The sequence below is a fragment of the Ruminococcus sp. AM42-11 genome (genome assembly GCF_003480145.1).
GTDB classification, from domain to species: domain Bacteria; phylum Bacillota; class Clostridia; order Lachnospirales; family Lachnospiraceae; genus Blautia_A; species Blautia_A faecis.
Map to the genome: position 1 here is coordinate 16212 of NZ_QUIO01000001.1, position 24298 is coordinate 40509.

The following is a 24298-nucleotide window of genomic DNA, read 5'->3' on the forward strand; positions in this document are numbered from 1 at the left end:
AACGGATACTCCAATCCGCTTTGCTGCCTTCTCATAATCGAATAGCTTCTTCGCAGCTTATTCGGCTAAAACGGCTCCCTGGCACAGTGACACTGCACCAGGGAGCCGGAATCACTTGTGTTAACTAAGAATAGTATAACAGGAAACAGGTTCTGAAACAATTAATTATTAGCTGCTTTCTTCTGATTTTCTTTTATCTTTTTCTGATCCTCTTCAATGTGTTTTTCCACATCCAGACGGCTCATGAGAATGATAACAACTGCATAGGTGATCACATCTGCCGCCAGGAATGCGAATGAAAGCACCTGCTCCACGCCGCCCATCTGACGGTAAACGATCTGCCCTGTATAGTTTGCCACATTTTCAATGATTTCCAGAGTCTGCGGATTGCAGGCAATGCCGGTATTGCTGTAGCCTGCAAAGGTAAGAAGACTGTTCAGCACACCGATACAGAGTCCGCTAAGACCTACCATAATGGAGCTATAAACAGACATTGTAAATCCATCGCTTCGGAAACCATTTTTCGCTTCCAGGTGATCCAGCACATCAGAAAGAAGCGCCATCGTCACATACATTGCCGGAATACTTCCGATTCCTTTCAGTACCATACTTGCAGCAACCATTCCGAAGCTGTGTACATTCAGGAAACAGACAAGGCCGCCTACAACGGAGAAGCAAAGTCCTGTAACAACAGCTCTCTTTTTGCCCAGCTTACGGGCAATTGGCCATGCCACTACCATACCAACGGCAGTAGGAATTCCACCAACCAAACCAAGTGTTGACATTAATGCACCGGAAGTCTGCTCCGGATTTGCAGAATTAATTACACTGTCAAACATCCATCTTACATAGAAGCTCATGGAACTGTTTTTGATCAGCTGGCCAAACTGGAAAATCAGGAAATAGAGAATGATGATCCACCAGTATTTGTTGTGCATACAGCCTTCCAGCTGTTTTTTCAGAGGAAGCTTCTCTTCCTTCACATTCAGATTGATGGTTTCCTCTGTAATACGCTCTCTGGTAAAATAATATTCCAGCATACAGCCAAATGCACTTACAAGGCAAAGAACTATGGAAATAATCCTCCAGTGTGAATAGCTTGCGTCCACATCGATTCCGCCGTCCTTTGTCACAAACAGAAAGCTCTGAAGAAGAATCGGCACTACAATGCTGGCTCCAACTCCTGCGGAAGCAACCATTGCTGCATTTGACAGTGTTGCAAGAAGCCCGCGGCTCTCAGAATTTCTGGTAGAAAGAGAAACCATGGAGCTATGTGCACAGTAAAAACATGGATATGCAAGTGCATAGTACAGGTTATAGGACACTGCGATCCAGATCATCTGCACTGCATTATTGCCCTTAGTTGGTGTCATAAACATAAGAATAATGGCTATGATCAGCATTGGTGCTGCAATGATCAGGTAAGGTCTTGCTTTTCCCTGTGTACTTCTGGTGTTGTCGATCCACTGCCCGATCATCAGATTTCCAAGAACTACGAAAATCACAGATACGATTGGCAGAAGTGTGGCAAATGCTCCGAATTTCGTCCAGCCAAGTACATCCACATAATAACGGTTCAGATAGGCACCGAAAATGGCATTGGCAAACATGGCGCAAAAGGGCGCCAGAAAATATCCGATAGCTATCTCCGGAAGCTTCACCTGATCGGATTTGATTCTTGTTTTAAAAACCGGCTTTTCTGCAAGTTTTTTTGCAAAATTAGTAATGTTCAAATATTTCGCCTCCTGGGTTTATTTGACTCTTAAGATAAACTCTTTTTCCCTTTATTTAAGCTCTGTCTTCCATTTGCAGGCAGAATATTTCCTGCACATTTAATGGAATCTTACTTCAGATCAAAAGACATAAAATTAAATGCGCCAGTTCCCTTGTAACTGAAGTACAGTGCCTCTTTCTCACCGAGTCCGTTTACATCAGCTGCAAAACCGTGCTGTTCCTTGCAAGGTTTTACCTGAATCTTTGCCACTGGCTTGCCGCCTTCCTCTGTGGATACATAAACAATTCCAGTTGCTTTTCCCTTAATATTAATACGAACCTTAGAGGTCTCACGCAGGTCAAAATATTTGAAGCCTGCAACTGCTCCGTCACACATATTGGCAATATACTGATCTGACCCCTGCTCACGATCCTTTCCTTCCTGAGTCAGATATGGATGACCGGACTTTGGATGTTTGATCATACTTAAGAAACGAGTTCCTTTTTTGCCATATACGTTGCAGGCAATGTAGGAAGGATAGTTTCCTTTTCCCTTAAGCGGTCCGTCATTCAGACCACAGGAGGTCATCTCTGCCTGATAGAATTTGCCATTCTCAAAGCGGATGCGCTCTGCACAGGCCTGACGGGAAGACTGCTTACGGTTACTGTGTCTGTGATAAAAAACATAATAGCTTCCATTGATCTCGATCAGACTTCCGTGAGTGTTTCCGGTGCAGTTTCTTGCATTTTTCACATCTGTAATTCCTGGAAGGCCAATGTCTCCGTTGCTGACCAGAACACCGCCAAATTCAAATCCACCAATAGGATTATTGCTGGTTGCATAGCAGAGCTCATGGCTGTTCAGGGAACTGTAGATGAAGTAATAGGTTCCATTGAATTTACGCATGGAGCTTGCCTCCAGGAAGGGATGTCCCTCATAAGAACTTCCCGGTGCTTCTTTCTCACTGGCAATTCCAATGTATTTCGGTCCCATTTTTACAGTAAGCATATCTGCCGGGTCCAGCTCGAAGCACATTGCACCGTGCTCAGTCGGCTTGGATCCATCAAGCAGAAGGGGATTTCCCTGAAGGGCAAAGCCTGTGTAAAGATACAGCTTTCCATCATCATCCATAAAAACGCCCGGGTCAAACTGCAGCGGCTCCTCTTTCTTTCCAATAGGAGTGCTGTCTGCATATTTTACATAACCATAGAATTCATATTTGCCCGCCGGCTTGTCACAGACAGCCACAGAGATCATCTTGGTGCCGCCCATGAAATAATAAAGATAAAATCTTCCGTCCGGTCCCTGGATCATATCCGGTGCTGCCAGACCATTTGTAAGACGGATCTTCGGTGCTGCCGGATCCTGCTCTCTTTTGAAAATAACACCCTCATAACGCCAGTTGCCCAGATCGTCTACCGGCGCTGACCAGCATACATAATCTCCCAGACAGAAATTCAAGCCGTTAAAAAGATCATGAGAACCATATATGTATACACGTCCATCTACAATATGCGGCTCCGCATCCGGCACGTATTCCCAGCTTGGCAGGTACGGATTTACAGCCTGCTTTGTTTTCATACCATTTATCCTCCATTGATTATTTTACATGTTTCATATCATGGATTTATTATAACACCCTGCAATTTCTGTACCTGTTTTTAACGTAAATTGTAACAAATTTATCGCAAATAGCACATCTTTAAAGTCCAGAGGTTGAAGCTCAATAAAAAAACTGTCCAGTCACAGACAGCTTTCTTCCTTTACACCATTTCCTTACCTGATTCACTTTACTCCAAGGCATCTGCCATTGGAAGCACTCCTGGAGAGATTCGAACTCTCGACACCGCGCTTCGTAGACGCGTGCTCTATCCAGCTGAGCTACAGGAGTATACTCGGTCATGAGGGAATCGAACCCACTCGTGTTATGATAACAGCGGATTTACAGTCCGCTCCGCCTCCTTAGCGGGATAATGACCGATATGATTTCTTGCATGTTTTATATTACCAGAAGAACTACATATTCTGCAATAAACCACTAGTTTAATATAACCAAGGAACTTAAGTAAAACTGCATTCTGACTTATAAAAAATCCCCATTATCATTTCTTAGTCCATCTTATATATCGTTTTTTTTATTGCATTTTCCCATTTATCTGGTATAATAATCATTCGGTAAACAATTCAATAACAAATTAGCTCTGGTATAAAATTGGAAACGACACAAGTGTACACTTGATAACGAACAACACATGTGTCTTTTTGTACCCATTTTTAGAAAAAGGAGAACAATTTTATGCCAAAAACTAAGTTTCAAAATGTTATTTTCACTCTGATGATGGCTTTCCTTATGGTCTACGCCATGATCTGCTACAACATTTCCCTGAACATCGGTGGAATGAGCAACCAGGTATTTCTCATGGCTTTCGGCGAAATGAAGATTATGTGGCCGGTTGCATTTGTACTGGAGTTCTTTATTGTTGATAACCTTGCCCATAAGCTTGCTTTTCGTATTGTCACACCTAAAGACAGACCTTTCGCCATCACAGTTGCAATTTCTGTTATGATCATCTGCATTATGTGCCCGATCATGAGCTTAATTGCCACAATCTTGTTTAAAAATGCGGGTTCCCAGTTCGTTGCCGTATGGCTCCAGACCACTTTCATGAACTTCCCGGTAGCCTTCTTCTGGCAGCTTATGTACTGTGGACCGCTGATCCGTTTTCTCTTCGGGAAAATGTTTCCGGAGAAACAAGATGCATAAGCGTACCTGTTAGCAGTTTTCATATAAATTTGAAGGATTTTAAAAGGCATTGCAGGATATAGCCTCTCCCTAACGTTTGACTCCAAAATCAAATCGTTTACAGACGCCATATAATTCCTTGCAATGCCTTTTCTCGTTAAACTTTCTCAGCTACTATTCTGTAATTTCTAATCCAAATCAAGAAGTATGTACTGCCATTGTTGTATTCTCGATAAACCCTTCACACATTTTCTGTACTTTTTTAAGCGGCAGCTCGGAAATTGCCGCAATTTCTTTCTGTGAATACCCCCGAGAAAACATGTTAAAAACGGTCCTGCGATCTTTTTCTCTGGCCTGTCTTCTCATTTCTTTTTTCATCTCTTTCTTCATTTCTTTCCGCGTTGCTGCTCTCGCTTCATCTGCATACATTTGCATTGCGCCATCCCATGCCTTACACATATCCTTCACCTCCACAACCTCTTCATCAACAAATTCATATTGCTCCAGTAATATCGCCAGAAGCCATCTGGTTTCTTGACTTAGCTTTCGTATTTCTTCGGTACTCTCTTCTACGTATTTTCTCAATTCGTCTTTTTTACGGCTGTGCTTCATAAGCTGGAAAATATCTTTCCATTCCGTGTGAAACAACTCAGGATTCTGTTCATGAATATCTATCATACAAATATCATAATCAGGAAGCCTGTCTGAAAAACTCATCACATTTTCCGGGATGTCCATCATTTCCTGTAATTTTAACTTACTCTTCCACCTTTTCTCTCCCAGGTATAATACCTGATGAAATACCGGAAGCAATGGACGACGGATTCGGCGCCGTTTTTTCCCACGTTTTCCTCTTCCCCAAAACATTTGCTGGGATTTTCTTTTCCACTCTTTTAGCTGATCTGTATATTCTATGCTGTCATATGTAAAACATCTCACAGGCATCTCATAATTTGCCCCAGATTCAACTTCACATGCCAACAAAAATCTACAGCCTGGCTTATCGTGGAGACGAAGGAAATCGCGCTCTCTTTCCAGATACATGAGCTTCGCGCTGTCATCCCCGAATTCTCCCTCTTCAAAAACACCTTTTTCCCTGGCAATTTCCTCTTCGCCGTATTTTTCAGAACTGTTTTTCTTTTGTATATTTTTTGCCATAATCGACTGTTTATATGATACTCTCTTCTTCCTTTGTACTTCCTTAAGATAACATGGATCCACAATCTGCTTTCCTGCAAATAAGGTACCATTCACAAAATCTGCAAAGCGTTCGTTATCTTTCAGATACTCCTGTAGTCCCTGGTCTTTTACACCCAAGTTTCACCACCTTCTTTATTACGCTTATTTCACAGGAATACTTCACCGAATGGCAATGAATAGACTGCTGTTCATGAGCTGAACCGCCTACGAATAGTACATAGAGTTCCTGAGATGTGAATTCAGCGTAACATAAAATATAATGTACTGCAAGGAGTTATATTTTTTTAAGAATCATTCCTCGTTAATATTATACCATTTGTATTTATTTTATACAATATTATTTTTATAAAATATATACTTAAATAAAAAAAGGCATTGTAGAACATACCGCCCAAAAGTCAGACATTAAAATCTAACTTTTAGTACGCGGTATAATATCCTTGCAATGCCTTTAATTCATAACGATCTATAAATACGCCCTACATGTTTTTTTCACTTTTTGGTTTCCTAAACCTTTATTCTTCCTCTTTCAAATGCACATCCAAAAATTCCAATCCAACTGTCTCCGCATAGTCTCTTCCCTCTTCAAAGTTCATCTCGAAACCATGGGTAGATTTTTTTCCATAAATGGGAATCAGAACAGAACCTTCCCCTGTATACGCTTCCTCAATTGCCTTTTCAGAATAGCTGTATGGCACCAGGCTGTCATTGATTCCGTGAATGATCATCACGTCTCCGTCATATGCGCTGATAGTGCCATAAACATCCAGATCATAAACTGTTTTCACATACTCAGAACCCACAGTTCCTACCGGCATCTCAGCTCTGTCTTCCGGAATATCATATGCGGAATCATACATTTCCCGGGCATTATCCGCAATACAAAACGCCGGATAAATCAGGATCATAGCAGCCACATCATCTTTTCTGTCTGCAGCAGTCAGAGCACTTACAAGTCCTCCCTGGCTCTGTCCCAGAAGGAAAAGATGATCCTGATCCACATAATCCTTTGTTTTCACAAAGTCCATAACAGCACTTAAATCTTCTTTCTCAGTCATCACTGTCATATCCATGAAATCTACGTCACTGTTTCCGTTAAGGGAACCGCCGCAGAAGTCAAATGTATAAACCACATATCCATCCTGAGCCGCCTTTTCCGGCCATTTTGCACGCTCTACCATCTGGGAAGTAGAACCGATTCCGTGGCTCATAATGATTACTGGATAAGTCTTTGTTTCGTCAAAATCTTCCGGATAATAGAACTGTCCGTAAATATTATTGTCTCCATTTTTGCACCAGGAAACCACCTTTGTGCAGCCTTCTAGTTCTGTAGTGTATCCCTCTTCAATCTCCGGATTGTCAGACTCTTCTAAATCAGCATCTTCCTCTCCTTCAGAATTAGAACTGTCCTCTGCTTCCTCTGTCTGCTCTTCTGCGTTTTCCTCAGCCCAGACAGTCACACTTACACAGCTCACACTCAATACTGCTGCCACCCCTAAAGCAATTAACATCTTTTTCTTTAACATCTTTATTGCTCCACTTACTTTTTTCTCAATCAATCACATCATTCTGAAATCTGGACAAATGCTCATAAGGCAGAATCAATCTGCCTCGGAACAATCCACAGCCATCGTTGATCAGACTGTTATTTACCGCAGAAAACATATTCACGTCAAGATCTGCTAATTCCAGGGAAAGCAGCTTCATCCCCCGCTCATAAGCCTCATCAAAGTAAACACATTCCCCTTCCGGGATCACATCTCTTCTGGCTCGCTCGTCCTGCTGGCGTTTCTCATAGCCCAGATGATTGGCCGGTCCGATTTCCGCAGTATCATCCATTTTCTGGGTGCGGAGCTGTACCTCCATGTAGGATCTGGAGCTGTTATCATAGAACGTAATATGTAAAGACTGATACCCATATTCACTGGTACCACAAATATAATCTCTGTAATAAGGCTTTACATCATCATTTAGTTGATCAGAAGTACTCAATTTCACTCCCTGAGCCGATTCTGCTGTAAAGCCTCTCTCTTCCAGAAATCCTGGCAGCACATTTGCAATCTCATAAAGATAGCGGATAGACGCCTGCTCCTGGTCTTCCCCTGGCTTCAAATGACATCTTGGCATACAGACCACGATCCTGTAAGCAATAAAATCACGGAAGCAGCTCAGCTTGTTTTTCAACTCTGCAACCGACGGATAGGTACCATTTTCCCTGTAATAATCATAAATATATTCCACTACATATCCATTAAATTTCTCTTCTGCCCGGATCAGGGACTTGATCCTGCCTTTAAATGTAAAGGCAAGAAACGGATATTCATGGGCCATATATTTATAAAATTCCCGGATCTTCTGGGACTGTGCCGTAAGGAAATCATTATGCTCCAGAAGTTCCGTGATCTGGATCAAAAAATTACTGTGCACCAGATCGATCTCGTTATGGTTCTTCTTCGCTTCCTTACGCAGATCCTCTGTATATTTCTGTAAAATTTTTAAAACCGTATCTCCGGAATATAAATAATCATTCAGTGTAATCATAGCGGTCACCTCGTTTGTGAACGTTCTTTCTGACTGTGTTTGTTACAACTATTCTAGCAAACTTTTACAATTTAGCAAGAAAAAGTTTTATTAACATTTTCCCATTTAAAAGGGACCTCCGAAGAAGTCCCTTTGTTGTATTCCTATTCTTTTGAATATTTTATATTAATAGCTTTATTTCTTTTTCTTCCGGCATTACTCTCAGTGCGCCTTTTCTTGTTGTGATAATTGAGGCAGCTGCATTGGCAAACGTTAACATTTCAGCCAGATTTTCCTCTTTTAGTCCATTAATTCCATGTTCACAGACATAGTGCAATACACAGCCGCAGAAGGTATCTCCTGCTCCGGTTGTCTCGATGGTATTATCCTGTAAAAACGGCTTTACTTCCACCATCATTTCATTATAATAAGCACGACTTCCTTCTCTTCCCATAGACACAAGGATCAGCGGAATCTGATAACGTTCTCTAATCCAGTTTACGCCATCACTATAATCTTCTTCTCCTGTCAGCCACTGAATTTCATTATCTGAAATTTTCAGTATCTGACAATGACCAAGACCATATAATACCTGCTTTCTCGCCTCTTCCATAGACTCCCAGAGCGGTGGACGTAAGTTGGGATCAAATGAAATAATAGCGCCAGCTTCTTCTGCAATATGAATTGCTTCTTTCGTTGCCTCCCGCACCCCTTCATGTGTCATAGACAATGTACCAAAATGAAAAATTTTCGTATTTTTGAGAATATCTTCACAAATTTCAGCTTTATTCAGCATCATGTCTGCACCTGGATTACGGTAAAAAGAGAAATCCCTGTCTCCATCGGGATATGTATGTACCATAGCAAGGGTTGTATGGATCTTTTCGTCTGTACATAATCCAGTGTCATCAATTCCAACTTCTTTTATTGCAGCCCTCAACTGTTCTCCGAAGAAATCATTTCCTACCTTTCCGATAAATGCCGTGTTATGCCCTAACTTTGCTAACATTGCAAGCACATTACAAGGTGCTCCTCCGGGATTTGCTTCAAAAAGTGGATTTCCCTGATTGCTTTTTCCGTTTTCAGTAAAATCAATCAATAATTCTCCCAGTGCCGTTACATCATATTTCTTCATACGTTGCTCCCAATTCTTGTATTTTTACCTTACTCATTCATGACAAGCTTCTGGAACTTTCATACCAAATCATATTTCACTACATCGATCTTAGCCGCACCGTCAACAAAGAAAGAAATTCCCTTTGCATTCTGTTCTGTAAGAATCACAGCAGACATAACCTGTTCTCCGTCATTGATAAATATTTCCGCGCTGAATCTGTCCAGAATTACTCGTAATTTCAATTCATTACAGTCACCATTTACCAGACATTCTCTCTGATGAACCACTGCACGTTCGCTTCCGGAGAAGCTTCTGTCGATTTTCAAAACTGATTCATCTGGACGGAATCGTAAAGTGGAATGATATTTTTCATTCTCTGCAAAACAGAGTTCGAATTTTTTATAAAGCTTATCTTTATCTACCGGTCGTATTACAAGCTCCAGATCTACGGTACGTCCTTCAATCTGGTCAAGTGTGATTCTGGTGTCTTTAATCACAACATCCCTGTACTCGACTTTATTTGCACGCATGGAATCCAGTTCTCTGACCGGAACCTGATACAATCTTCCGTTTTTCACAGACAATTCTCTCGGAAGGCTCATTTGTGCAAACCATTTAGATTCATTTCTGCGATAAGCAAGAGTATCCCAGTTCTGCATCCAGGCAATCATAATTTTTCTTCCATCTGGAGCAAGCAATGTCTGCATTGCATAACAGTCAATTCCATAATCCACACTCTGATAAGACTGTTCCTTCAAAGTATGTGTCTCAGAATCCAGATCTCCTATGATACATAATGTTCCATTTCCATTATGATATTCCATTCCTTCCGGAATCATGTCCTGTGGGCTTGTCAGAAGCACATATTTGCCGTCCAGTTCAAAGAAATCCGGACATTCCCACATCTTTCCATAGCGGTTTTTATTCTCTGCCAAAGTACTTACAAATTCCCATTCAAAACCATTTTTACTTCTGTAAAGAAGAATTTGTCCACTTCCATCAGCAGGACGGCTGCCTATGACACAATAAAAGTTTCCATCTTTTTCTTTCCAGATTTTTGGGTCACGGAAATCTACTCTGCTTGCACCTTCCGGCAGATTTTTAAAGGTCAGGACCGGATTTTTGTCATACTTCACGTAATCTTTTCCATCTCCCACAGCCACCGCCTGTGTCTGAACATCCCTTGCGGTTCCGTCCTCCAGTATTTCCCGGTCCACAGCTGTATACATAAGCAGCTGTCTGCCGTCCTCCAGCTCTATGGCACTTCCGGAAAAGCAGCCCACTTTATCGTAATCCTGGTCTGGTGCCAATGCTGCCGGGAGATAGTCCCAATGCAGCAGATCCTTACTTACCACATGCCCCCAGTGCATGCTGTCCCAATGTGTGTTATATGGATTGTACTGATAAAACAAATGGTATTCTCCCTTATAGCAGGAAAATCCATTGGGATCATTCATCCATCCAACATAAGGAGTTATATGAAAAGCCGGTCTGTCTTCCGCTTTAATCTGCTGTCCCTGTGTAAATTCATATTTTCTTGCCTTTTCTAACATTTCGCTCATGAAAAATCTCCTGTCAAAGTCGTTGTTCAGTTCTTACATCTTTTGTTACTTTTCCGCGCTTAAGGATTCCTGATACTGGTCAAAATATTTCTGCTTAATTGAAAGATAATCTGAAAGCCCGTACTTCTCCATCTTTTCCAGATAGGAATCCCACTCTTCCTCAATTCCTCCGTTCAGGATCCAGTCTGCCTTCTTTTGCTCTGCGTATTTCTTAATATCGGTATCATACTGTGATACTTTGTTTGTATCATCAATACTCATAAATACATTCGGATAAACATATTTGCTGTTCATATCCTGTAAATATGTCTCGTGCATATTATCCAGACGCCATTTTGCATCTTCCGGCTGTGTCACATATACATCATAATATTCATTCAGCACGGCCAGAGGGCCATTTACAGATTGCGCCTCACGCACTTCCACTGGAGACTGCTCTCCCAGATCCATATGTTTTAACATTTCGCCGCCGTCTTTGTTTGTAGACAGTTCAAAAATGTTAAAGGAATCCTCTTCGCCATAAGTACCCCAGTTATTCTGCGGAGACTGGAGGGGTGCATACATCTGATCAATCCATGCAGCAGCAAGTGCTGTATTACGACAACTGGATGTAAGAACACATCTTCCACGGTCAAATCCACTGGTTTCACTGTTGTTCTGTCTGGTAATATTTCTCATGCCATCCGGTCCGGTCAGTGCCGGAAGCATTACATAATCTGTATTGTTATCTATATTCGCGATATCCCATGTGAAGCAGAGTCCGTAACGGTGATTCTTTCCTTTTGCAACATAAGTAGACCACTCCTGTGTAAAGGCTTCCGGATCTACAAGGTCTTCTGTCACCAGTTTATGAAGCCATTCAATTCCTTCCTTGTAGCCTTCCTGAACAGTTGTATAAATTACTTTTCCTTCATCTGTTACCGCGAAATGATCTCCTGTGTCTCCGTAACCCTCTCCAAATCCGTTTATTAAAATCGCCGGATCCTGATCTCCATTATTGATAATAAAGGACATTGGAATTACATCACCTTCAATGGAAAATTCTTTCTCCAGTTCTTCTGCATGATCGCGGAACTGAATCAGTACCTGTTCCAGTTCGTCTGTTGTTGTAGGAATCTCAAGTCTAAGGTAGTCAAGCCATTTTTTATTAATATATGGAATATCTCCAATCGCCTGAATTGCTTCTTTTCCTGCACCAAGCTGTTCAATCCACGGGAAAGAATAGATATGTCCATCCGGTGCTGTGCACATAGTCCTGTACTCTGGGTATTTTTCAAACACAGCCTGAAGATTCGGCATATATTTGTCAATCAGATTTTCCAGTGGAATGATAATTCCCTGCTTGGCATAACGCAGCAGGTCATAATCACTCATACCTGCATTAAACAGACCATCCGGCAGATTTCCAAACTGAGCCAATGCCAGATTCTTTTTATCTGAAAACTGATCTGATACAAAACAGGTCCAGTCAATATGAACATTTGTCTGTTCTTCCAGTCGCTGGAAAATCACTCTTTCATTAGGATCCTGTGTGGAAGTAGCCGGTGCACTTGTAATAAAAGAAAGCTCCTCTGTTTCCTTTAATGGAAACTGTACCTCAGATACTGGTGTGTCCGGGTTGATCTCCGCATTAAGCTGCTGCTCTTTTCCACACCCTGCCGTACTTATCATCATCGTCAAAGAAAGTCCAAGTGCAAGTAAACCTTTTACTCTGTTTTTCTTCATATCTGTATCGTTCCTTTCTTATCAGCCTTTTACTGATCCGACCATAATTCCCTGATCAAAATACTTCTGGAAGAATGGGTACATTACTAAAAGCGGTAAGCTTGATACTACAATGGTTGCATATTTCAGCTGTTCCGCTACCTTTGCCATTTCAGCAGTACTCTGAATATCTGCAATCATACCTGGCTGCGGAGTATTCTGTACCAGAATGGAACGAAGTACTAACTGCAGAGGCTGAAGATTTGCATCATTCAGATAAATCATTGCATCAAAATAGCTGTTCCACATTCCTACGAATGACCACAGTGCAAGTACTGCAATGATCGGCTTACATACCGGCATCATGATTTTGAAGAAATGCTGGATCTCATTGGCTCCGTCAATTGCGGAAGCTTCTCTTAATTCTGCCGGGATTGACTGGTAGTATGTTCTTGCAAGGATCATATTCCATACATTAAATGCTCCAGGAATCAAAACTGCCCAGACTGTATTTACCATATGCAGCTGATTGATTAAAATAAAAGTCGGGATCATTCCACCGCCAAAGAACATTGTAATCAGGAAAATGAGATTGAAAAATTTTCTTCCCACAAATTCCTTCTTGGACAATGGATACGCTGCCAGCAATGTTATAAAAACAGAAATAGCTGTAAATGCAAGTGAATACAGAAAAGAATTCAGAAATCCACGCCAGATCATCTCATTTTCCAGTACTCTGCGATATGCATCCAAAGTCCAGTCCTTAATATGAAAACTCAGTCCCTGATTATTCAAAACTGTAGGATCCATAAAAGAGGCAAGCACTACATACACGATTGGAATTGCAATAGAAAGTACAAACAGTCCAAGAATCAGGAATCCAATTCCAAGGATAAGACAGTCTGTCTTCGAATATTTTTTCTTTATTTTCTCCATCTTCGCTTCCTCCTATAATCCTTCTCCGTCGTTCAGCTTCTTTACCACCCAGTTTACAAAAACTAACAGAATTACATTTACTACTGAATTAAACAGACCAACAGCCGTCGAATAACCATAATCGCCGTTCAAAAGACCAATACGGTATACATATGTTGATAAAATTTCTGATGCCGGCAGGTTCATATCTGTCTGTAATGCATAGGCTTTCTCGAATCCAATACTCATAATATTTCCAGCCTGCAGAATAAACTGAATTACAATAATATTCTTGATTGCAGGAAGCTCCACATACCAGATCTGCTGCAGAAGATTTGCGCCATCCATAATAGCTGCTTCTTCCAGTTCTTTGCTTGCATTGGATAAAGCAGCCGTGTACATAATAGAGGCCCAGCCTGCTGTCTGCCAGATTCCACTTGCTATGTAAATGGTGCGGAAAGCAGATGGCATTGTCATCCAGTTCGTACTGATTCCTAACAGTTTATTCAGAGGTCCGACTGGAGAAAGCAGCATTCGTACCATACCGCAAAGTACAATTACAGATATAAAGTTCGGCATATAGACCAAAAGCTGTACTTTCTTCTTAACTCCGGTTCTGCGGATACGATTTAAAAGCAATGCCAGAATGATCGGAACCGGAAAGCCCCACAACAGTCCATAAATACTCAGTTTTAACGTATTCAACAGGTAGTTCATAAAATCCGGTGAAGATAAAAACCGCCTGAAATATTCAAGTCCGACCCATGGACTTCCAAGCACTCCCTTGATTACGTTGTAATCCTCAAATGCAATCAGAAGTCCCCCCATAGGAAGATACTTAAAAATGATTGTCAGTAAAAGTCCTGGCATTAAGAAAAAAAGATATAACTGCCAGTTTTTCTTCACATATGTAGCCTTATCTCTCCACGTTTGCTTTTTCACGGGCATTGTTTGGTTCTGCATTCTTTTCATGCACTTCTCCTCCATTCCTTTCCCTTTTCGTTCTCGGAACCGGTTAAGTAACCGGTTACTTTATAGCTCGATGTTACTACATCCAAGTTCATATGTCAACACTTTTTCAAGCTAAAATAACCGGTTACGTAATCGGTTATTTTAGCATTGCCTTTTTTTTAAATAATTGCTATACTAAAAAAATAATATAATCCCAGTAATTAAAAGATTCCCCAATATTATTCTCATTTATTTATAAGGAGATTAAATTTTTATGGCAAAAAAACAGGTGACATTTGCAGATATTGCAGAATATACTCATTTTTCAAAAACTACAATATCACGGTATTTCAATCATCCCGATTCTCTTACGCTTGAAAATCAGGAAAAGATTTCACAGGCCCTTGATACCCTTGGCTATAAAAAAAATAAACTTGCAAAAGTTCTGGCAAATGGTAAAAGTGAGTTTATCGGAATTATTGTTCCAAATCTCTACTTGCATTACTACTCTGAAATGCTGACACAGCTTCTTTCAAGCTATAGTAACTACCATTACAAATTTCTTGTTTTTTCCAGTGAACACGGTGCCGAAGAGGAACAACAGTATATTGAAGAGCTTCTTTCCTATCAGATTGAGGGGCTTATTGTTTTAAGCCATACACTGTCATCCCAAAAACTGGCTTCCTATCAGATTCCTGTCATTGCCATTGAGCGAGAGGCAGAATATATCAGCAGCATTACCACTGACAATTATATGGGTTCCCTTCAGGCTACCTCCCTGTTAATTCGTGATAAATGTGATATATTGATTCATATCAATGTCAATGTTGAAAAAACAGTCCCGGCTTATGATCGTATACGTGCATTTGAGGAAACATGTAAAGAATATCAGGTTCCTTATGACATTGATCTAAGCGTAAGCGGCAATTCTTATCAAGAGATTTTAAATGTGATAAGACGTATCTTTACAAGAATTGAAGAAAAGTATCCGAATCAAAAAAAAGGTATCTTTCTTGCGAATGATACCTATGCCAATATGTTTCTCAATTTAATTTTCCAGAAATATGGTAAATTACCACCTACTTACGAAATTATAGGTTTTGATAATTCTCCAATTGCCAGTGAATCAATCCTTCCGATCACAACTGTCGGTCAGCAAATTGATGTTATTGCACAGACTGCCATGGAGCTTCTGGTGCAGCAGATGGAAGAGCAAAAAAAGCGAGCGCCTAAGCCACTGGAAAAGCCAATTCACAAACAGATCACTCCGGTGCTGATTCGCCGGAATACTACCAGTTAACTTATTGCTGTCGTATATTAGTAAAGCAGACATTCCAGGTCCGCTTCGCTACTTGCTCATGAACGCAGTCGCTTTGCGATCTGTCAGTAGGAGCTGAAGGCTCCCACTGACAGAAGCATCCCCCCTCACCTGCCGCTTAGTGCTCCGCGCACTTGAAGCGGGGGAATGCATATCTGCGTTCAAAAAAAGGCACCTCCCCAGTTTGAAAAAGGCTCTAATCTAGAACTGGAAAAATAATATCTACACTAAAAATCTTTTCTTCCAAATTCGCCACAAGATTTCCGCCATATTTTTCCACCACATATTGAATACTTTTCATGCCAAAGCCATGATAATTATCATCTCCTTTGGTACTCACCGGAAGCCCATTACGAAATTCCAGTTCATCCTCGCAATAATTCTCAATATGAATCCCCATCACATCTTGTCTCGCATATCCGATGAGGCTGATAATTCTTTTTTCAACTGGCAGCTCCGCTGCACATTCAATAGCGTTATCTAAAGCATTTCCAAATATGGCAGCGATATCTCCCGATTTAATACCAGTAAGCTTCTCTCCATCAATCATATATGAAAACTTAATTTGATATTTTTCACAAAGAAGATTCTTTTCTGAAAGAATAATATCCAATGGCTGGCAGCCTGTTTTCGCAAGCCCGTCATAAATATCTACTGCTTTACGTATTTCTTCCAGCTGGCCATGATCTGCATTTCCGGCTTGTTCCAATTCCAGAATCCGGTGCTTAAGATCATGACATTTCATGTTAATGATTTCAACTGTTTTCTTTGACAACTCATACTGTTTTGCATTTTCCTTTATTAACTGCTCAAGAGCCAGATTTTCTTCATTAAGCCGGGACTGTTCCAGAAGCCCAAACTGCATAAAAAGAGATAAAATACAGCAGAATACAAATGGAACACGGCACGCCATAACCATATCCAGCTTTTCACTGATCAGCCAGCTTTGAAGGAGCCAGCAGACACATAAGGAAATAATGGCTACCCAAAGTACACGGACTCTATTCTGGCTGATATTCGGAAAATTTTTTATTTTTGCTGCACAGGTAAGATAGCAAATAATATATACAATGGTAAATCCAATGACCATTTCCGTGGAAAGCATCTTGAAAGAAGTTTTGGTCACGATACAAAGCAGCACCTGAATATTGCTTCCAAGATTCTGTACAGTAAAAGCTCCAATTGTACAAAATAAAATATCCAAAAAAGAACGCCTGAAGCAAAACCACATGTAAAGCTGCATAAAAACAAGCACAATAAAGGTTCGAATTCCGCTTATATATTGACCAATTATAATTGGAAGGGTAACTCCCAAAAGCAGACAGGCAGTTCCCCCTACAAACAGGCGTAACCAGAAGCGTTTCCTTTTTTTTAGATGGAAAAAGAACATAGCTTCCGCTATAAAAAGCTGGATGATAAAACAGGTAATTCCCTGTATTTCACTTGTAGATGAAGCTAATATTTCATAAATTGCCACGTCAGTTTCCTCCCCGGTTAATGTACATTGTCATTTGATCTATAAAAGTTTTTTTATAAGAACGGGAAATCGATAATTCCTTTCCATTTACAAACACGCTGTTTCCCTGATAGCGGGAAATCCATTCCAGATTTACACAAAAGGATTTGCTGCAACAGGAGAAGCGACCTGTCGGAAGCTGTGCTATAAAATCTCCCATTGTGCTTCGCAGGCGAAAGGTCTCTTTCGAAGTATGAAGATAAAGATAATGCTTTGCACTTTCAATATAAATCAGATCTGCAATATCAATTTTAACAGTTCCCTGTTCAGAAGGAACATATATCTGATAACCATGAAGCTTTTTACAGATTCGGATCGCTTTGTCCAGTTTCAGCGAAAAGTTGAAATATTCAATAGGCTTTACCATAAAATCAAGAGCCTGCACTTCATATCCGTTAATGGCATATTGCGCCATATTGGTAATAAAAATAAGAGGAATCTGGCTATCAAATTCCCGCAGTTTTCTGGCGGTGTCAAGACCATTCATATGAGGCATTTCAATATCCATAAGAGCAATGTCGCAGCTGGCTTTATAATCGCTGATAAAATTTAATCCGTTTTCAAAGCATTCTACAGCTAACGGTTCCTGTTTTTCTTCTGAATAGCGTAATATATAGTCTTGAAGAATTTTTGCACTTTTCTTATCATCTTCCACAATAGCAATGGTAATCATAGTTATCCTCCATGGTATACGGCAAAAGCCGGAGTCCTTTTGGGCATTCCGGCTTTTTCATTATACCATGTAAATATTAATTTGTGCCATATTTTACAGCAGATAAATCAAGCTTTTGTCTCATCCTTACAAGTACATTTCTGAAATCCAGAATAAGAGGAAACAATATATGCAATCATGGAAAGTGCCATAAGTACGGCTGAAATTATGAATTTTTTTATGGTTGCAAACTCATAAAGTCCTGATACCACATATCCAATAAAATCAACTTGTGTATAAAAACTGTTAACAAGTGCTGCTGCAGTCAGAATTGCATTTGCAGTAAGCAGAAGGCTTGTCCACTTAAAATCAGGTGCCACCTTCAAAACGATCATCGCAAGAATCTGCAGAACCACTGTTACAAGCAGCAGAACCTCAATATAAGCTTCTGTATGTCCTGCCTGGCGGTACATTACAAAGCCGATCAGCGCAAGGATTGCAGCCACAAAACTTAAGTAAAAACCAAATGTTTTATTTTTCAGATATCCCATATTACTTGTCCTCCTTCACGTAAACTGTCTTTTTGCGAAGTGAATTTCGAAGGTACATAACTGCAAACAAAAGTGTCAGAAGTCCAAATACCACCTCTGCTGCCATAAAGGCAATCTGCCACCATGTAAGAACGTGAATATATTTAGTGGAGGTTGTAATTGTATTCATATCATTACTTGCAACTGTATTATATACGAAATATTTAATTGTTTCTTTCATCTTTTTCTGGAAAGCAGAGTCCTTTGCAATCAGCTTTAGGTTCTCGGTTGAAGTCATGGAACCAATATTAGCGCTTTCATATGCGGAAGTTGTAAGACATCCGCCACCGCCGCCAAATACAATATCTCTCCAGTTCATGTAATCAGCACCGTTGATCATATCTGTTACGATCCAGCCTTCAAATCCCCACTCGTTACGTGCAACCTGCACCTGTGAAGCTTCGGAAGCTCCTGAATATACAGTTCCAAGACGGTTGAAGCCTGTCATGATTCCCTGCGCATAGTTATTTTCCATAGCTCCCTGGAATGCACGGAGTTCATTTTCCCTTGCAGCCTGCTCTGTGAAAAATGTGGAAACACCGGAACGGTTTAACTCCTGATGATTCATGATATAGTGTTTCGGCATCATCATAAGACCTTTGGATTTTCCGCCTTTGCAGACAGCCTGTCCCAACAGGTTGGTAAGCATGGCATCTTCTGAATAATATTCATGATTTCTGGAGCAGTAAGGTGCACGGTGAATGTTAAGACCAGGTGCTGCAATGGAGTTGGCATTGGACCACAATCCATCTTCACCAAAGAGCTCTCCTTCTCTCTCTACAAGTTCTTTATTGAACGTTGCTGCAACTACAGGTTCTGTAGGCATGGAGCTCATAGAGTAGGAAGCATATTCGTTGTCTGAAGAAACATAAGTCGGCTCGGAAGAGTTGGATTCATTCCAGCGGGTTGCATATCCTGCAATCTGGTCGTAGCTGTAACCGATTGGTCCGTCATACCAGATTGCTTCTGGCAGGAAAATAGAATCCAGCTTCTCAAAGTTTTTATCTCCTGCTTTTTCAATAAAGTTGGCAGCCTCTTCCAAAGTCAGCTGATCCATAAGCTGATCCCATTTTTCATCAGACAGAGGAAGTGCACCTGCGAAAGTTCCATCCTCATTAAACTGGAGGAAATCAACGGTGCTTAATCCGTTGTCAGCTCCCCAGACAACTTCTTCGTCATTGTTCTCAGTAAGTTCATAAGTGGAGTTTGTAAGACCTTTCATCATTTCCTCTATTGGAGTAATGCTTTCCACTTCTTTCCAGCCCTTGCTCCAGTCAGAACGTGTAGTGTATTCAGCAGTATCCGGGATCAGATTGTTAATATCGCAATCCTGGAATGCATTCTCTACGTTTTCAGAATAAGTCTCTTTATCTTCACCAAGAGAAACTGTCACTACATTTTCCGGCTCAATTGTTTCATCGTCTGTAATTGTGATCAGATCGTCTGTGGAATCTGTTTTTACCGCCAAGACATTGTTTAATGCTTCATGCGCACCGTTTCCGATTGTGAAATAATAATCACCGGAATCCAGCACCCATGCGCCTTCTGTTCCATCTTCTTTTACAGCTTTTTCATCATAGCTTGCCATATATTCCGGAGCGAACTCAATTTCCAGAGTCTGTGATTCGCCAGGCTCAAGAACCTCTGTTTTTCCAAAATCAAGAAGCTGAATAGAAGCTTTCTCCAGTCCGCCCTCTATATATGGTGTCTGTACATAAAGCTGGACAACATCTTTTCCGGCAACGTCACCGGTATTGGTTACCTTCACTTTTGCAAGTCCCTTTTCCCCAGATATTACATCTATACTTTCCAGCTCCTGAGTAAAGGTTGTATAAGATAAACCATATCCAAACGGATAAGTTACTTCATCTACATAGTTCCATGCTTTGCCAGTAGAAGAGCCTTCTGTGGTGGCTGCATTTCCCTGATCCAGAACAGTATCCTCGTAACGAGTTTCATAATATTTATAACCAATATAGATACCTTCTGTTTCTACTACATACCAGTCACCCTTGTCTGCTTCTGTAAGTTCTGCACCAGATTCTGCATTGGAAGCATTAGTATAAGTATAAAGACCAAAGTTGGTCATTGCCGGAGCAGAAACAGAACTTGTGGCATAAGTATCAGAAATATGACCGGATGGATTCACATCGCCAGAAAGTACATCACATACTCCAAGGAATCCATTCATTCCCGGAAGTCCAGTCCAAAGAATTGCTCCAATCTCCGGATCATCCTTCAGTTTCTGGATTTCCATAGGAACGTCAGAGTTGATCAAAACGATCACCTTGCCATTGCTATTTTCCTTTGCAAGCTGGATCATCTCTTTTTCGTAAGCTGAGATAGACATCGGGGTGTCGAAGCTGTCCCCATTAGGATCCTTCATATTTTTGCTGTAGTCAGACGCCTCTGAACTGTCTCGGGAAAGAACAACAATTGCTGTTGTATCCTTAGCAGATTCCAGAATATCATCTGTGTAAAGTTCAGCAGGTGCCTCACCTACTGTATATGTATCTGCTTCATTATAAGAAGCGGAAAAAGCAGGTACAAGGCTATGGCCCGGAACTTCATTTCCAAAGAAAGAAGCTTTTCTGTAATATGGCGCGCAGGTTTCACTTGCATAAAAGCCTTTCATGGTTTCATTTACTGTGAAGCCTCTTTCATCCATAGCTTCTTCAATACCATAAGCGATCTGACCATCCTCTGAATCAGCCACAACAGAGGAACCAATTAATCCGCCGGTTCCCGGAAGATGGCTGTTTAAGCCCCAGAGGGTAACAGCTTCTTTGGATTTGTCAAGTGGAAGAGTCTGATCTGTATTTTTGAATAAAATGGAACCTTCTGAAGAAATTTCAGCAGCCAGCTGTTCTTTAGCCTTTACCAGATCCTCTACATTGTCAAATTCAGATTCATAATAAATGCCATCAGAGTCAGAATCTCCCTGCTCGATTTTGTAGCTTGAGGTTCCAAGTGTCGCATTAATGAAATCCACTCTTGCATTTGCAATTGAGCTTCCGCCCAGTGTGATTGTGAGAAGTGAGGCTGTAGTTGTTGCCAAACCACGCCAGATTTTCCCGGTATGCTTTTTCATATTTCCTTTCCTCCTAGTAAATTTCCTTTGACAGATAAACACATACTTTTCAGATAGTTACTCTGTCCTTTCAGTTCTGTTTGAACCGCTGGATTTACTATAGCAAAAGGAATGGGATTTGTGAAAAATTTGGCAAATTTGGAACCGTTTCTGGCAAAACTGGTAAGCATATGAAATTTAAATCAATCTAATATTTCAATCTCTGTCTCTGCATTTCCAAGCTCAGATTCAGCTTTCACAACTACTTTACCAGCTCCAGCCTGTGGACGGATAATCGCCAGTGCTTCTCCATAATAAGTATCTGTCTCATTGCTCTGGTAGCTTTCCGGATAGTATGGGCAGGCACTTCCAAATGCCAGAAGCTCGCCACCTTTTACAGCAAGCTTGATTCTGCCTCTTGCCAACGGTTTTGTCTGGCCGTTTTCGTCTGTGTAGCGCATTCTTACGTAGCAAAGATCGGTGTTTGCATTCACACAGGTAAGCTCTGGTTCTGCCTGGAGGATTGTTTCTTTTCCCGCGGTTGTCAAGGTTTTCTCTTCAATTATATTGTCATCTGCATCATAGGCAACAGCCTTGATTTCTCCATTCTGATAGGTTGTATCAAAGAATACCTTGCAGTCATTTTTCGGCTTCTTAGTGCCTACACACTTGCCGTTTATATACAACTTCACATGATCTGCACGAGTGTAAACTTCCACTTTTACTGCATTCCCATCACAGCCATTCCATGACCAGCTTTCCATTGCATTTGTCATTTTCCATGCAGAAGGAGAATGGGCATCCTTTGTATGATCAACCGGCATAACTGCAATTGCCAGATTCTCCAGTTCAAAGGCAACTCTGGTATATGCCATCTCACCAAGAGGCTTTCCTGTGAGATCAATTCGGCCTGAACCGGCACTTACCCAGCCACAGCCGCCATCAAAACGAGGTGCATAATCCTTATATTCCCATGCGCCGATTCCAACCTCACCCAGATAATCCTGAGCTGCCCAGACGAAGTCACCAATGATACGCTTATCACGTTTTGCTTCCTGCATAAATCTGTAAGCATCTGCACAGAAGGTTTCACTTCCAAGAATAATTCGCTTGGAATACTTCTTTAAGTCATGACGGTAACGCTTGATTCCATAGTTATATCCTGCTACATCCATATTGGCATATGCATCCCTTGTTTTCACATCACATGGATAAAGAGTTGCTCCTGTTTTCATAAATCCGGCACCAAAAATTCCGGCTACCGTGTTATAAAATTCACTTCCCACAGCCTTTTTCTTCTTGGCATTCTCAGCAGCTTCATCTGCTTTTTTATCGCTGTAAACACCAAATCCCATAGAGCTTAAGAAGTTAAAGAAGATGTTGATTCCGCAGCTTACAGGGCGAGTGGAATCCAGCTCATGAAGTCTGTCTGTAAGGGATTTTGTAAGGGCAATTCCCTTTTTCTGCGCAGTCTCAGACACTTCATTTCCTGTAGAATACATGATCACAGATGGATGATTATAGTCCTTATCCACCATATCTTTTAAGTCTTTTCTGTAATTTTCCAGAATCTCATCTGCATAGTCATACTTTGTTTTATGGATATACCAGCCATCAATATATTCGTCCATTACAAGCATTCCCATCTCGTCACAGGCGCGAAGAAGTGCTTTGGAGCATGGGTTATGTGCAGAACGGATTGCATTATAGCCAGCGTCCAGAAGGATGCGGATTTTACGGCGTTCTGCAAATTCATACGCACAGGCACCAAGAAGGCCGTTATCGTGATGGATACAGCCACCTTTTAACAGGACACGTTTTCCATTGATACAGAAGCCCTCTTCCGGAGTACAGCTTACTACACGGATTCCAAAGGTTTCTTCCTGAATATCCTCGCCGAAGGTTACGCGACAGGTGTAAAGATTCGGTGCTTCCGGACTCCAAAGGTTTGCTCCCGGAAGAGCAATTTCTCTAGAAAATTTACCATCTGCCTGGAGAATTTCCAAGGCGATGATCTTATCTGATGCTTTGTCAGAATTTTGAACGGTTGGTTGTACTGCATTTTCGTCAATACACTGCTCTATGGTCTCGTCTGTCTGGTCTGCACTTTCGCCAGCCACAGCTTTTCTGGTAACAATCTGTTTCTCCATAATTTCCACTTTCACCTCACCGGCAGCATTCGGCCATGCCTCCACGCGGATTTTCGGCTCCTTATAATCCAGTGTAGTGATCTTCACGCTGTCAAATCTTAAATGTTTCTTCGGCACGATATACAGCCACACCGGACGGTAAATTCCGGTACCGGAATACCAGCGGCTATTAGGCTGATCGTGATTGATCACTTCCACCCGGATCACATTTTCTTCCCCGGATTTTACATATTTTGTTGCATCTACATAGAAACCAAGATAGCCATAAGAATGATATGCAACTTTTTCGCCGTTGAGATATACAGTTGCCTTACGGTAAACGCCCTCAAATTCCAGGATCACTTTCTCGTCTTTCGCTTTCTCTGGAAGGATAAATGTTTTCTCGTAAGTGTAATCCTGTGCCTCATACCATCCTGTATTCACACCGCCGGCACTTGTCTCGCTTCTCTCATCCAGCTGCATGGCATCATGCGGAAGAGTTACTGCAAATGCATTTTCTTTATCTCCTGTTTTGTAGCAAATCCAGTTTTCGTTAAATGACTGCTTCATGATTTCCTCCTGAAATTTTCTATAATT

17 protein-coding genes and 2 tRNA genes are annotated in these 24298 nt (G+C 41.1%); 2 read left to right on the forward strand and 17 right to left on the reverse strand.

All coding sequences use genetic code 11. The features are described 5' to 3' along the window. Positions 1 to 161: 161 nt before the first annotated feature. From DW904_RS00070 to DW904_RS22660, 4 genes are all read right to left on the reverse strand, one after another. Positions 162 to 1733, reverse strand: coding sequence for an MFS transporter (locus tag DW904_RS00070; protein ID WP_243110219.1), 1572 nt, complete (start codon positions 1731 to 1733; stop codon positions 162 to 164). Positions 1734 to 1843: 110 nt separating this feature from the next. Beyond that, positions 1844 to 3295, reverse strand: coding sequence for a family 43 glycosylhydrolase (locus DW904_RS00075; protein WP_118577554.1), 1452 nt, complete (start codon positions 3293 to 3295; stop codon positions 1844 to 1846). 236 nt (positions 3296 to 3531) lie between these two features. Continuing rightward, positions 3532 to 3605 (reverse strand) — tRNA-Arg (locus DW904_RS00080). 4 nt (positions 3606 to 3609) lie between these two features. Then, positions 3610 to 3694: transfer RNA gene (locus DW904_RS22660), tRNA-Tyr, on the reverse strand. A 316-nt stretch (positions 3695 to 4010) separates the two neighbouring features. Between DW904_RS22660 and DW904_RS00085 the strand changes: the two genes are divergently transcribed. Continuing rightward, positions 4011 to 4478 (forward strand): DUF2798 domain-containing protein, encoded by a 468-nt coding sequence (locus tag DW904_RS00085; RefSeq protein WP_118577555.1) that lies wholly within the window; start codon positions 4011 to 4013, stop codon positions 4476 to 4478. Between the two features lie 177 nt (positions 4479 to 4655). Here DW904_RS00085 and DW904_RS00090 read toward each other — a convergent pair whose 3' ends face one another. From DW904_RS00090 to DW904_RS00125, 8 genes are all read right to left on the reverse strand, one after another. After that, on the reverse strand, positions 4656 to 5774 hold the full coding sequence (locus DW904_RS00090) for a hypothetical protein (RefSeq protein WP_118577556.1): 1119 nt from the start codon (positions 5772 to 5774) through the stop codon (positions 4656 to 4658). A 398-nt stretch (positions 5775 to 6172) separates the two neighbouring features. Continuing rightward, positions 6173 to 7183 carry an alpha/beta fold hydrolase gene (locus DW904_RS00095; protein WP_118577557.1) on the reverse strand — a complete coding sequence of 337 codons (1011 nt, stop codon included), beginning with the start codon at positions 7181 to 7183 and terminating at the stop codon, positions 6173 to 6175. A 25-nt stretch (positions 7184 to 7208) separates the two neighbouring features. Next, complete coding sequence (locus tag DW904_RS00100; protein ID WP_118577558.1) at positions 7209 to 8198, reverse strand: guanosine polyphosphate pyrophosphohydrolase; 990 nt, start codon at positions 8196 to 8198, stop codon at positions 7209 to 7211. 160 nt (positions 8199 to 8358) lie between these two features. After that, positions 8359 to 9312 (reverse strand): carbohydrate kinase, encoded by a 954-nt coding sequence (locus tag DW904_RS00105; protein WP_118577559.1) that lies wholly within the window; start codon positions 9310 to 9312, stop codon positions 8359 to 8361. A gap of 59 nt (positions 9313 to 9371) precedes the next feature. Beyond that, positions 9372 to 10856 (reverse strand): glycoside hydrolase family 32 protein, encoded by a 1485-nt coding sequence (locus tag DW904_RS00110; RefSeq protein WP_118577560.1) that lies wholly within the window; start codon positions 10854 to 10856, stop codon positions 9372 to 9374. A 45-nt stretch (positions 10857 to 10901) separates the two neighbouring features. Further along, on the reverse strand, positions 10902 to 12581 hold the full coding sequence (locus tag DW904_RS00115; RefSeq protein WP_118577561.1) for an ABC transporter substrate-binding protein: 1680 nt from the start codon (positions 12579 to 12581) through the stop codon (positions 10902 to 10904). Between the two features lie 21 nt (positions 12582 to 12602). Then, the gene (locus tag DW904_RS00120; protein ID WP_118577562.1) at positions 12603 to 13496 is read right to left on the reverse strand and encodes a carbohydrate ABC transporter permease; all 894 of its coding nucleotides are present in this window, start codon (positions 13494 to 13496) and stop codon (positions 12603 to 12605) included. Between the two features lie 12 nt (positions 13497 to 13508). After that, positions 13509 to 14447, reverse strand: coding sequence for an ABC transporter permease subunit (locus tag DW904_RS00125; RefSeq protein ID WP_118577563.1), 939 nt, complete (start codon positions 14445 to 14447; stop codon positions 13509 to 13511). Positions 14448 to 14700: 253 nt separating this feature from the next. On the opposite strand from DW904_RS00125, the gene DW904_RS00130 reads away from it, so the two are divergent. Then, a complete protein-coding gene (locus DW904_RS00130; protein ID WP_118577564.1) occupies positions 14701 to 15726 on the forward strand; it encodes a substrate-binding domain-containing protein in 1026 nt (341 codons plus the stop codon). Between the two features lie 214 nt (positions 15727 to 15940). Here the strand turns inward: DW904_RS00130 and DW904_RS00135 are convergent, their stop codons facing one another. The 5 genes from DW904_RS00135 to DW904_RS00155 form a co-directional block, all read right to left on the reverse strand. Next, positions 15941 to 17221 (reverse strand): ATP-binding protein, encoded by a 1281-nt coding sequence (locus DW904_RS00135; RefSeq protein ID WP_118577565.1) that lies wholly within the window; start codon positions 17219 to 17221, stop codon positions 15941 to 15943. Between the two features lies 1 nt (position 17222). Next, positions 17223 to 17933, reverse strand: a complete 711-nt coding sequence (locus DW904_RS00140; RefSeq protein WP_118577566.1) for a LytTR family DNA-binding domain-containing protein — start codon at positions 17931 to 17933, stop codon at positions 17223 to 17225. A gap of 107 nt (positions 17934 to 18040) precedes the next feature. After that, positions 18041 to 18463, reverse strand: a complete 423-nt coding sequence (locus DW904_RS00145; RefSeq protein ID WP_118577567.1) for a hypothetical protein — start codon at positions 18461 to 18463, stop codon at positions 18041 to 18043. 1 nt (position 18464) lies between these two features. Next, on the reverse strand, positions 18465 to 21593 hold the full coding sequence (locus DW904_RS00150; RefSeq protein ID WP_118577568.1) for a glycoside hydrolase family 3 C-terminal domain-containing protein: 3129 nt from the start codon (positions 21591 to 21593) through the stop codon (positions 18465 to 18467). 182 nt (positions 21594 to 21775) lie between these two features. Beyond that, entirely contained in the window at positions 21776 to 24271 is a 2496-nt protein-coding gene (locus tag DW904_RS00155; RefSeq protein ID WP_207664901.1) for a glycoside hydrolase family 2 TIM barrel-domain containing protein, read from the reverse strand. Positions 24272 to 24298 lie beyond the last annotated feature (27 nt).